We start from the raw sequence: 11776 nt of genomic DNA on the forward strand, positions 1-11776 counted from the left end.
GCTCAGGCCTCGTCGGCGAGGATGAGGTACAGCTTCTTGCGGGCGTCGTTGAGGACGGCCAGCGCCTTGACCCGCTGTTCCTCGGTGCCGGTCTTCCATACCTGGCCGAAGGCTTCCATCAGACCGGACCCGGCCTGGCGGATCTCGCTGAGCGCCTCCCAGTCGACGCTCCGCGACGCCTCCTCCCAGGGCGCGTCCGGCCCCTCCTCGGCGGCGGTACGGCCGGCCTCGGTGAGCGCGAACAGCTTCTTGCCGCCCTCGCTCTCGCTGACGATCAGGCCCTCGTCCTCCAGCAGTTGCAGCGTGGGGTACACCGAGCCGGGGCTCGGCTTCCACGCGCCGCCGCTGCGCTCGGCGATCTCCTGGATCATCTCGTAGCCGTGCATCGGGCGGTCCTTGAGCAGCGCCAGGATCGAGGCCCGCACATCACCGCGCCGCGCCCTCCCCCTCGGCCCGCCGCGTCCACGGCCGCCCCCGAATCCGGGTCCGCCGAACATCGGCCCACCGAATCCGGGGCCACCCGGCCCGAAGGGCCCGAACGCCCCCCGCTCCCCCTCGAACCCGGGCCGGCCGTGCGGACCCGGACCGGCGCCCCAGGGGCCGCGCAGAAATCCATGACCGTGCATCACGATCACTCCGTTCTGTTGTCGATCCATCACATCCGATCGCGTTCCTTACGCGACACGTCAACGATATATCGGTGAACTGCTCACCGACAAGCCCCTGCGCGAAGAAACCGGCTGGCCGCCCCTCACCGCGCGGGCATACGATCCCCCGCATGACGACGCGTCTGGTGCAGATCTCGATGAAGGCCACGGACAAGTCCGCGCTCGGGCGGTTCTGGGCGGAGGCACTCGGCTGGAAGGTCACCGGGGACACGCCCGATGAGACGAACGTCGAACCCGAGGGCGTCACGTACCCCTCCCCCGAGGCCGTCTGCATCGACATCCTCGACGTGCCGGTCCCGAAGACGGTGAAGAACCGCGTCCACCTCGATCTCGCCACCACCTCCGAGGCCCACCGGTCGGAACTGCTCGCCCGGCTGGCGGAGTTGGGTGCCACCCCCGTCGACATCGGCCAGGGCGACGTCCCCTGGACCGTCCTGGCCGACCCCGAGGGCAACGAGTTCTGCGTACTGGAGCCCCGGGATCTTTACCGGCACACCGGCCCGGTCGCCGCGGTGGTCGTCGACTGCGCTGACCCGCACGCCATGGCCCGCTTCTGGGGCGAGGCCATGGACTGGAACGTGCACGAGGTCACCGACGACATCGCCCGCCTCCGGTCCGTCAAGTCCGTCGGCCCCTACCTGGAATTCATCCGCACCCCGGATCCGAAGACCGGCCTGAACCGCGTCCACTTCGACCTCCGCCCCTACCCCGGCGACGACCTGTCCGCCGAGGCCGACCGCCTCCGTGCCCTGGGAGCCACCGACCTCGACTTCGGCCAGGGCGACGTCTCCTGGACCGTCCTCACCGACCCGGAGAACAACGAGTTCTGCCTCCTGGTCCCGCTGTAGAGCGCACCGCCCGACCATCCACCGCCGGGAGACCCCGGCCGACGACTTCCGGGACGAACCCACCCCATGACCACGCCCGATCCCAAGGCCGACCTCCTGCGCTACCTGAGGTCCGCCCGCGAAGCCCTGCTCTGGAAGCTCGAGGGGCTCTCGGAGTACGACGCCCGTCGCCCCCTCACTCCGACCGGGACCAACCTGCTGGGCCTGGTGAAGCACGCGGCCGGGGTGGAGCTGGGGTATCTCGGCGACACCTTCGGGCGGCCCTCGGGTGAGCCGCTGCCGTGGCTCGGGGAGGACGCCGAGGTCAACGCGGACATGTGGGCCACCGCCGAGGAGTCGCGTGCCGACATCACGGGCCTGTACCGGCGCGCCTGGGCGCACGCGGACGCGACGGTCGAGGCACTCCCGCTGGACACCGTCGGCCGGGTGCCCTGGTGGCCGAGCGGCCGGGACGAGGTGACTCTGCACCACGCCGTCGTACGCGTCCTCGCCGACACCCAGCGGCATGCCGGGCACGCGGACATCGTCCGGGAGCTGGTGGACGGCAAGACCGGGATGGACCGGGGGAATACCAGCCTGCCGTCGGACGACCCCGTTTGGTGGGCGGGGCACCGGGCACGGGTGGAGCGCGCGGCGCGGGACGCCTGACCCGTCGCGCACCGACCCGCCCGGCGTTTGTCAGAATGGCAGCGGTCCGCAGGTGAGGGCCGCCGCCGAAGTGTGAGGAACGAGCAGCATGACCGACCTGGCCCCCACGCCGCAGCAGAAGGAGATCGCCCGTGATCTCCAGGTCTCCGAGTCCTTCGACGCGGAGCAGGAGATCGAGCGCCGCACCGCCTTCCTCGCCGAGCGCCTGACCTCCACGGGCCTGCGCTCACTGGTGCTGGGGATCAGCGGCGGGGTGGACTCGACCACGGCGGGCCGCCTGTGCCAGCTCGCGGTCGAGCGGGCCCGCGCGGCCGGTCACGAGGCGACCTTCTACGCGATGCGCCTGCCGTACGGCGTCCAGGCCGACGAGGCCGACGCCCAGCGCGCACTCGAGTTCATCCGCCCCGACCGGACCCTGACCGTCGACATCCGCCCCGCGAGCGACGCCGCGCTGGACGCGGTCGTGGCCGGCGGCGTGGTCTTCCGGGACGCGTACCACCAGGACTTCGTGCAGGGCAACATCAAGGCCCGCCAGCGCATGATCGCCCAGTACGCGGTGGCCGGCGCCCAGGACGGCCTCGTCGTCGGCACCGACCACGCGGCGGAGGCGGTCTCCGGCTTCTTCACCAAGTACGGCGACGGCGCGGCGGACGTCGTCCCCCTCACCGGCCTCACCAAGCGCCGCGTCCGCGCCCTGGCCGACGCGCTCGGCGCCCCCGCCGAGCTGGTCTGGAAGACCCCCACCGCCGACCTCGAGACCCTCGACCCCGGCAAGTCCGACGAGACCGCCCTCGGCGTCACCTACGACGACATCGACGACCTCCTGGAAGGCAAGCCGGTCCCCGACCCCGCCTACACCACGATCGTCGACCGCTACCACCACACCGCACACAAGCGCCAGCTCCCGCTGGCTCCCTGAGCTCCGCCCGGCCAGGGCCACTCCTGCTCAACTGGCCTTGGCCGCAGGCTCGTTCGACCCCTTAGGGTCTGCGCATGCGCATCCGAATCGTCGACGCCTTCGCCGACCGCCCCTTCACCGGCAACCCCGCCGGGGTCCTGCTCCTGGACGACGTGTTCCCCGACGACGACTGGCTTCAGCGGGTGGCCGCCGAGGTCAATCACTCCGAGACGGCCTTCGCCCACCGGCTGCCCGGGGGCGGGGAGGCGGACTGGGCGCTGCGGTGGTTCACGCCGGTCACGGAGGTGGCGATGTGCGGGCACGCCACGCTGGCCACCGCGCACGTGCTGTACGCCACGGGCGCCCACGAGGGCCTCGTGCGGTTCGCCACCCGCAGCGGGGTGGTCGTCGCCACGCCGCACGAGGACGGGGAGATCACCCTGGACTTCCCCACCGCCCCGCTCACCGAGGTGGAGGCCCCCGCGGGGCTCGCCGAGGCGCTGGGCGCGGAGCCGGTGGCCGCGTTCGACACCGGGCCGGACGTCGGGGACCTGCTGGTGGAACTGGCCGACGAGAAGACGGTGTTGGAACTGACCCCGGACCACCGGTCGCTCGGCGGCTGCTCCAGCCGGGGCGTGATCGTGACCGCCCGCGCCGAGGACCCCACGCTGGGCGCCGACTACGTCTCCCGCTGTTTCTTCCCGAACGTCGGCATCGACGAGGACCCGGTGACCGGCAGCGCCCACACCGCACTCGCCCCCTACTGGTCCGCGCGCCTGGACCGCGACGACCTCACCGGCCTCCAGGCGTCCCGCCGCGCCGGCCTGATCCGCACCGGCCTGCGCGGCGACCGCACCCTGCTCCGAGGCCGCGCGGTCACCGTCATCGACGGCGAACTCCTGGCCTAGGGAGTCGGCAGCCACCCCACCTTGCCCGCCAGCAGGGCGTAGCCGACGAAGGCGCCGATGTCGAGCAGTGAGTGGGCGACGACCAGTGGGCCGACCCGGCCCCAGCGGCGGTAGAGCCAGACGAACACCACGCCCATCACCATGTTGCCGATGAAGCCGCCGATGCCCTGGTAGAGGTGGTACGAGCCCCGCAGGACCGCGCTGGCCACCAGCGCGGTCCCCGGACTCCAGCCCAACTGGCGCAGCCTGCGCAGCAGATAGCCGACGACGATGACCTCTTCGAGGACCGCGTTCTGCAGGGCGGACAGCACCAGCACCGGGTACTTCCACCACACGTCGGGCAGCGCCTCGGGCACCACGGTGAGATTGAAGCCGAGCCCGCGCGCGGCCAGGTAGAAGGCGATCCCGGTGCTGCCGATCACGGCCGCGACGGCGGCGCCACGCGCCAGGTCGGACCAGGGCCGCCCCCGGTCGAAGCCGATCACACGCAGGCTCTCGCCCTCCCGGCACAGCAGGTACGCCACCAGTGCCACCGGCACGAGCGCGGACGCGATACCGAAGAGCTGCCAGGCCAGATCGAGCCAGGGCCGGCCGGGCGCGGCGGAGGCGTTGAGGGTGGCCGCCTGGTCCTTGAGCCCGCCGGGCTTGGTGACCGACCCGATGAAGCTGATGAGCGCGGACACCCCGCTCGCCCCGAGCGAGAGGCCCAGCACGATCAGCGTCTCGTCCCGCAGCATCCGCCGCGAGGGCTGCTGCCATGCCATGGACTCGGCCACCGGTTCCGCCTCCACCCGCGTTCCGGGCGCCGGGCGGCTCCACCTGCCCCCGCGCGCCTGCGTTCGGGCAAAGGATCGCAGAAGGACCCGGCCGGGCCGCGCACCGGGTGGCACACGGCAAGGCCGTACGCGGACGGAACACCCGCGTACGGCCGTAACCCCGGAAAAGGCCTTTGGAAGACCCCCCTGGAAAACCTCCTCAGCCCAGCGGCACCGGCTCCGGCACCCCCACCGGCCAGGTGTGCACCGGTTCCCCGGCGTGCATCAGCTCGGCGTACCGGCGCGTCGTCGCGGCGAGCGCCTCCTCCCGGCCGTGCCCCTTCTCCAGGGCGCGGTGGAAGGTGGCCGCCTGCCAGGAAGCGCCGTTGACCCGCTTGCGGCACCGCTCCTCGATGACCCCGAGGTAGAAGTCCCGGTCGGCCGCCTCGATCCCCCACGCGTCCAGTCCCGCGGCGGCCATCGGCAGCAGCTCGTCGCGGACCAGGGTGACGGCGTCGACCTCGGCCGTACCGCCGTAGCGGCCGCGCCGGGGCCAGGTGAAGCGGGCGTCGATGCCGTACCGGCAGGCCGCGTCGAAGTTGGCCTCGGCGGCCTCGAAGGGCAGCCGGGACCACACCGGGCGGGACTCCTCGGCGAGCGCGCGCACCAGACCGTAGTAGAAGGCCGCGTTGGCGATCACGTCGGTGATGGTGGGCCCGGCGGGCAGCACCCGGTTCTCCACCCGGAGGTGGGGAACGCCGTCGGCGATGTCGTAGACCGGGCGGTTCCAGCGGTACACCGTGCCGTTGTGCAGGACGAGTTCGGCCAGCCTGGGCACGCCGCCGGCGTCGAGGACCTCCAGCGGCTCCTCGTCGTCGCAGATGGGCAGCAGGGGCGGGAAGTAGCGCAGGTTCTCCTCGAACAGGTCGTGGGCGCCAGTGATCCAGCGCTCGCCGAACCAGGTGCGCGGCCGTACGCCCTGGGCCTGGAGCTCGGGCGGGCGGGTGTCGGTGGCCTGCATGAAGAGCGGCGGCCGGGACTCGCGCCACAGCTCGTGCCCGAACAGGAACGGCGAGTTGGCGCCGACCGCGATCTGCGCGGCCGAGGCCGCCTGCGCCGCGTTCCACACATCGGCGAACCGGTCGGGCGTCACCTGGAGATGGAGCTGCACCGAGGTGCAGGCCGCCTCGGGGACGATGGAGCGTGAGGTGCAGCGCAGATGCTCCACACCCTCGATGTCGAGCCGGAAGTCCTCACCGCGCGCGGCGACGATCTGGTCGTTGAGGAGGGTGTACCGGTCCACCTCGGAGAGGTTGGACGAGACCAGGTCGTCCCGGCCGAGCGTGGGCAGGATGCCGGTCATCACGATTCCGGCGTCCACCTCTCCCGCCTTGCGGTCGGCGTAGGCGAGGGAGGTGCGCAGTTCCTCCGCGAGCCGGTCGAATACCCGGTCGCCCAGCCGGTGCGGGGCTATGTTGACCTCCAGATTGAACATGGCGAGTTCGGTCTGGAAATCGCGGCTGGCGATCCGCTCCAGTACCTCGCCGTTCAGCATTTTCGGCATACCGTCGGGGCCGGCGAGATTCAATTCGATCTCCAGCCCCATCAGGTTCTTGGGACGGTCGAACCGTTTCTCGGCCAGCAGTCGCTCCAGTCCCGCCAGGCACTTCTGGAGCTTTTCACGGTAGCGCTGGCGATCGGACAGGTCGAACGGGCCTGCCACGACCTTCTCCCCCATGGAAGTGTCCCTCCTCGGATGGGCGGCCCGAGGGTCCGGCCGCCGGGGCTCCCGGATCGGTTGGGATGATGCCCAGCGGAAGCGATCGATAACGCCGCATCCGGCCTCGCCGCCCATTATTCTGACGGAAGTGTCCTGCGGCACATTCACTAGGCATGCCGCATCACGCATCTTCGGGTGCCCTGATCGCCTCGTGAAAAACGCCGACGACAACCGGCCGACCGCGCGGGCGGGGTCCGTCGAGGTCAGCGGACCTCCGCGGCCGGGGAAATCGGGATGTTCAGCACGTATCCGCGACCGGATATCGCCTTGCCCGGATCATCGGAATCGGATAGCCGAAACAACGGGTGAACACGTGTCGTATAAACTTCGCGGACAGGGCCGAAGGATGGTTCCTCGGTACCGGTTTCTGACGCGTTTCCGCCGCATTCCGTCCGTCGGTCGACGACCGGCGAATCTCCGTCGCATTCGCGTCCGCTCCGGGCCCCGCCGCCCCCGGCCCTCCACCTGTGAGCAGACAGTGCCGTCCGCCCCACCCTTCTCGCGCCGCCGCGCCTGTCGAACGAGAGGCGACCCACCATGCCGCTGCACGTGCCCCCCGCGCCCGCGCCCGCACTGCACTCCGTCCTCACGGCCCTCGGTTCCCCCACCGCGGTCCGAGAGGCGCGCACCCCCGCCCTGCGTGCCGCGCAGGGCCCGGTCACGCCAGAACTCCCGCTCGCCCTGCACGTGTTGGACCACATCACCCCCAAGGGCCTGTCCGCGACGCGGCTGACGGGGTGGCGGTTCGTCATCCGGGCCGGCGACCGCCCGGTCGCGGCGGCCGACACCGTACTCACCCCGGACGGCTGGGCCTTCTCGCATTTCTTCGAGGGCCCCTACATCCCGTCCACCGAGCGGGCGCTCCAGCAGGCCGAGGCGCTGCTCCAGCCCTACCAGCCGCGCCTGCTTTCGGTGCCGGGCCTGTACATGCTCACCCTGTGGCTGCATGGTGATCCCGGCGCCGACCCGGCCGAGGGCCACCCCGCCGCCACCGATCTCCTGGTCCCGCTCGCCCCGGCGCCGCCCGGCATCCGGGCCCACCGGCCGCACCGGGTCTCGGAGTTGCTGCCGGTGCTGACCCATCGCGCGACTCCCGTGCCCCTTCTCGGCTCACCCGCCTGACCGACCACCCGCGTACCCCGCTTCCCCGCGCGGAAGCGGGGTACGGCCTTTTCTCCGGGTACGCCGGATTCCTGCTCGGGGTGCGCGCCCTTTCCGTGAGCCCCACACATTTCGCTCGTGCGAGTAATTGCCCGCTCCTGTGAGCGAATGGCCGCCACTCCCCCAAGTGGACTAGCCCTTTCCGGCCACAACGAACCACCCAAAGGGACAGTGCGGTTGGATTGAACCGTCCGCCAGGGTGATGCGTCATGAACGAGTAAGGAGCGGTGCTGCGAAATCCCTGCGGAACGACGCCCAGCGGGCAACACTGGATTCCGACCGATGTTTCACCACGGGGGACGGACATGACCACGACAAAGCGAGAGATCCCGCCCATGTGCCAGCATCAACCGACCTGCCCGCCAGCCGAGTCCGCCGACCGCGAATCGGCCCGTCTCGTGGCGCACCACCCGGAACAGGGGTGGAGTCTGCTGTGCAACGGCGTTCTCCTCTTCGAGGACACCGGCGAGCTGCTGCCCGACGGCCGGGTCATCGCCCCCCACCGCCCGCTCGGCGCACTCATGACCGCCGCCTGAGCAGCACCTGAGGCGGCCCGCCGAGGCCGCCCGACGAACGCAGGGGCCGGACGCACACACGGTGCGCACCGGCCCCGACGCGCGTCCGGGGCCGGGGAGCCGAGGCCGGCTGGTCGAATCGGCCGGACCGGGGTGGGATGGAAGCAGGATGCGCGAGCGGTCCCTCCCCGAGGAGCGTGAAGTGATGTCCGGTTACAACGCCCCCTGGGCCACACGGGTGGTCGTCGGTGTGAGCGGTTCCCTGGGCAGCGTCACGGTCCTGCGCCGGGCCACCGCGCTCGCCCACCGGCTCGCCGCCGAGCTGTGGCCGGTGCTGGCCTGGACGCCGCCCGGCGGCGATCCGGCCGGCCGGCGCTCCCCCGTCGCCGACCCGCTGACCGAGGAATGGCAGCGGATGGCGGAACACCGCCTGACCTCCCTGCTCGACGACCTCTTCGGCGAGGAGGGCCCCGGCCTGCCGCTGCACGCGGTGATCGTGCGCGGCACTCCGGGCCCGGCGCTGCTGGCGGTCGCGGACCGCGAGGACGACCTGCTGGTGGTCGGCGCGGGCCGCCGGGGACTGCGCCGGGCCTTCTCCGGCCGGGTCTCCCGGCAGTGCCTCGCCCACGCCCGCTGCCCGGTGCTCGCGGTGCCGCCCTCCCCGCTGGAGTCCGACCTGACGGCCGTCCATCGCCGCAACACCTGGCACTGGCGCATGGACATCCGCGGCCTCTGACCCCGTTCCCGCTGGGCTGCGGACCGCCCCCACGCGAGGCAGCATGGACAGGGTGCGGACGACCGCCCGACGATCTCGCCCGAGATGACGCTCGGTGTCCGCGCCCGGAGCCCCCGCAACCTCTTCCGGCGCCGCCCGCACACCGCGTCTCCCGTCCAGGCGGGCTCCGGGCCTTCACTTATCGGTGCGTCAGCAGCCCCCGTCGGCCCATTCTTAACGCAGGATTGACGCCTCCCCGCCCCGGAATCCATGGGGCGAGCGTCACTCTCCGCATACGCTGGTCCGGCTGTCCGCGCGACCGCAGGCAGTGACCGCAGGCAGCCGAGCCGCACCACCTGGAGCACGCCGATGGCCACGACCGAGCACCCTCCCAGCCGTCTGCGCGGCTGGATGCTGCAGGGGCTCTCCGACATGGGCAAGCGGGGTGGCCTGACCGGTCCGCACGCCGAGCCGGAACCCCCGCACCGGGGCCAGCGCTGGTGGCGGGTGATGTGCCTGACCGGCGTCGACTACTTCTCCACCCTCGGCTACCAGCCCGGCATCGCCGCCCTCGCGGCCGGTCTGCTCTCCCCGTTGGCAACCATCGTGCTGGTCGTCGTCACCCTGGCGGGCGCCCTCCCGGTGTACCGGCGGGTGGCGCAGGAGAGCCCGCACGGGCAGGGTTCCATCGCCATGCTGGAGCGGCTGCTGTCCTTCTGGAAGGGCAAGCTGTTCGTGCTGACCCTGCTGGGGTTCGCGGCCACCGACTTCCTGATCACCATCACCCTCTCCGCCGCCGACGCCTCCACCCACCTGGTGGAGAACCCGCATCTGACCGGCACGCTGGGCGGCCACCAGATGCTCATCACGCTGATCCTGGTGGCGCTGCTCGGCGCGGTCTTCCTCAAGGGCTTCCTGGAGGCCATGGGCGTCGCGGTCGCCCTGGTCGGCATCTACCTCGGGCTCAACCTCGTGGTGGTGATCACTGGTCTGTGGCACGTGCTGACCGCCGAGCACGTGGTCACCGACTGGGCCAACGCACTGACCGTCCAGCACGGCAGCATCTTCGTGATGATCGGCGTGGCCCTGATCGTCTTCCCCAAGCTCGCCCTCGGCCTGTCCGGCTTCGAGACCGGCGTCGCCGTGATGCCGCACGTCCAGGGCGACGCGGGCGACACCGAGGAACACCCGGCGGGCCGCATCCGGGACACCAAGAAGCTGCTCACCACCGCCGCCGTGATCATGAGCTGCTTCCTGATCACCACCAGCTTCATCACCACGCTGCTCATCCCGGCCGCCGAGTTCAAGCCGGGCGGCCAGGCCAACGGCCGCGCCCTCGCCTTCCTCGCCCACGAGTACCTGGGCAACGCGTTCGGCACGGTCTACGACGTCTCGACCATCGCCATCCTGTGGTTCGCCGGCGCCTCCGCCATGGCCGGCCTGCTCAACCTGATGCCCCGCTACCTCCCCCGGTACGGCATGGCCCCGGACTGGGCCCGCGCGGTGCGCCCGATGGTCATCGTCTTCATCCTGATCGCCTTCCTGGTCACCTGGCTCTTCGACGCCAACGTGGACAAACAGGGCGGCGCCTACGCCACCGGTGTGCTGGTGCTGATCAGCTCGGCCGCCATCGCGGTGACCATCGCCGCCCGGAAGGCCGGTCAGCGCGGCTGGACCATCGGCTTCGGCGTGATCTCCGCCGTGTTCCTGTACACCACGGTCGCCAACGTCATCGAGCGCCCGGACGGCGTGAAGATCGGCGCCTGCTTCATCGCGGGCATCATGCTGGTCTCCCTGCTGTCCCGGCTGGCCCGCTCCTTCGAGCTGCGGGTGACCAGCGTGGCGATGGACCCGATGGCGGAACGGTTCGTCCGGGACATGGCCAGCCGGAAGATCCGGTTCATCGCCAACGAGCCCGACAACCGTGACCGGGCCGAGTACCGCGACAAGATCGAGCAGATCCGTGCCGACAACGACATGCCCGAGCAGGAGGACTTCGTCTTCGCCGAGGTCACGGTGGCCGATCCCTCTGAGTTCGAGACGTGTCTGACCGTGCGCGGCGAGGTCCTGCACAACCGCTACCGGGTGCTGACCGTGGAGTCCTCCTCCATCCCCAACGCCCTCGCCGCCCTGCTGCTGCACGTACGTGACCTGACCGGGCGTACGCCGCACATCTACTTCGAGTGGACCGAGGGCAATCCGTTCGCCAACTTCCTGCGCTTCTTCCTCTTCGGCCAGGGCGAGGTCGCCCCGGTCACCCGCGAGATACTGCGCGAGGCGGAGCCGGACCGGGCCCGCCGCCCCCGCGTGCACACCGGCTGACACGCTGGCGCGTCCCGCCCGGAGCCCGCCCACATGCCTGGTCGCCCACCTCTCGATCTATGGTGACCAGCATGCAGTCCTACACGATCGGCCAGGCAGCCCGGCTCCTCGGCGTGAGCCCCGACACCGCCCGCCGCTGGGCCGACGCCGGCCGGGTGGCCACTCACCGCGACGAGTCCGGGCGGCGTCTGATCGCCGGCCAGGACCTCGCCGCGTTCTCCGTCGAGCTGGCCCAGGCGGGCGGGGCGGCCGAGGAGGAGACCTCGGCCACCTCGGTGCGCAACGCGTTCCCCGGCATCGTCACCGCCATCAAGCTCGGCGACGTGGCCGCCCAGGTGGAGATCCAGGCGGGCCCGCACCGGTTGGTCTCGCTGCTGACCCGCGAGGCGGTCGAGGAACTCGGGCTGGAGGTCGGCATGGAGGCCACCGCGCGCGTGAAGTCGACCAACGTGCACGTCGACCGCTTCTGAGCGGCCCCGGAAGCGGGCCGGGGCCACCTGGCTGCCGGTGATCACTCAACCGCATATGCCAGCCCCGAGCAACAACTTCACAGCGCAT

12 protein-coding genes are annotated in these 11776 nt (G+C 71.4%); 9 read left to right on the forward strand and 3 right to left on the reverse strand.

The features are described 5' to 3' along the window. Positions 1–2: 2 nt before the first annotated feature. Entirely contained in the window at positions 3–626 is a 624-nt protein-coding gene (locus E5082_RS11685) for a PadR family transcriptional regulator (protein ID WP_135791246.1), read from the reverse strand. 152 nt (positions 627–778) lie between these two features. Between E5082_RS11685 and E5082_RS11690 the strand changes: the two genes are divergently transcribed. The 4 genes from E5082_RS11690 (at position 779) to E5082_RS11705 (ending at position 3970) form a co-directional block, all read left to right on the forward strand. Then, positions 779–1516: a VOC family protein gene (locus tag E5082_RS11690; RefSeq protein ID WP_135791170.1), complete on the forward strand. Its 738-nt coding sequence runs from the start codon at positions 779–781 to the stop codon at positions 1514–1516. Positions 1517–1582: 66 nt separating this feature from the next. Then, the gene (locus E5082_RS11695) at positions 1583–2164 is read left to right on the forward strand and encodes a DinB family protein (protein ID WP_135791171.1); all 582 of its coding nucleotides are present in this window, start codon (positions 1583–1585) and stop codon (positions 2162–2164) included. Between the two features lie 88 nt (positions 2165–2252). Beyond that, positions 2253–3083, forward strand: a complete 831-nt coding sequence (gene nadE, locus E5082_RS11700; RefSeq protein ID WP_135791172.1) for an ammonia-dependent NAD(+) synthetase — start codon at positions 2253–2255, stop codon at positions 3081–3083. A gap of 74 nt (positions 3084–3157) precedes the next feature. Next, positions 3158–3970 (forward strand): PhzF family phenazine biosynthesis protein, encoded by an 813-nt coding sequence (locus tag E5082_RS11705; RefSeq protein WP_135791173.1) that lies wholly within the window; start codon positions 3158–3160, stop codon positions 3968–3970. On the opposite strand, the gene E5082_RS11710 is transcribed toward E5082_RS11705, so the two are convergent. Then, positions 3967–4734, reverse strand: a complete 768-nt coding sequence (locus E5082_RS11710; RefSeq protein ID WP_135791247.1) for a CPBP family intramembrane glutamic endopeptidase — start codon at positions 4732–4734, stop codon at positions 3967–3969. The two genes, E5082_RS11705 and E5082_RS11710, sit on opposite strands and share 4 nt — an antisense overlap. Positions 4735–4945: 211 nt before the next feature. Further along, positions 4946–6463, reverse strand: coding sequence for a glutamate-cysteine ligase family protein (locus tag E5082_RS11715; RefSeq protein ID WP_135791174.1), 1518 nt, complete (start codon positions 6461–6463; stop codon positions 4946–4948). A gap of 579 nt (positions 6464–7042) precedes the next feature. On the opposite strand from E5082_RS11715, the gene E5082_RS11720 reads away from it, so the two are divergent. From E5082_RS11720 to E5082_RS11740, 5 genes are all read left to right on the forward strand, one after another. Next, on the forward strand, positions 7043–7627 hold the full coding sequence (locus E5082_RS11720) for a hypothetical protein (RefSeq protein ID WP_135791175.1): 585 nt from the start codon (positions 7043–7045) through the stop codon (positions 7625–7627). Between the two features lie 374 nt (positions 7628–8001). Further along, entirely contained in the window at positions 8002–8202 is a 201-nt protein-coding gene (locus tag E5082_RS11725) for a DUF5999 family protein (RefSeq protein ID WP_030808771.1), read from the forward strand. A gap of 184 nt (positions 8203–8386) precedes the next feature. Further along, the gene (locus E5082_RS11730; protein ID WP_135791248.1) at positions 8387–8917 is read left to right on the forward strand and encodes a universal stress protein; all 531 of its coding nucleotides are present in this window, start codon (positions 8387–8389) and stop codon (positions 8915–8917) included. A gap of 348 nt (positions 8918–9265) precedes the next feature. Continuing rightward, a complete protein-coding gene (locus E5082_RS11735; protein WP_135791176.1) occupies positions 9266–11218 on the forward strand; it encodes an APC family permease in 1953 nt (650 codons plus the stop codon). 71 nt (positions 11219–11289) lie between these two features. After that, the gene (locus E5082_RS11740) at positions 11290–11688 is read left to right on the forward strand and encodes a TOBE domain-containing protein (RefSeq protein WP_135791177.1); all 399 of its coding nucleotides are present in this window, start codon (positions 11290–11292) and stop codon (positions 11686–11688) included. Positions 11689–11776: the final 88 nt, after the last annotated feature.

The organism is Streptomyces griseoluteus, from assembly GCF_004784465.1.
Taxonomy (GTDB): Bacteria; Actinomycetota; Actinomycetes; order Streptomycetales; family Streptomycetaceae; genus Streptomyces; species Streptomyces griseoluteus.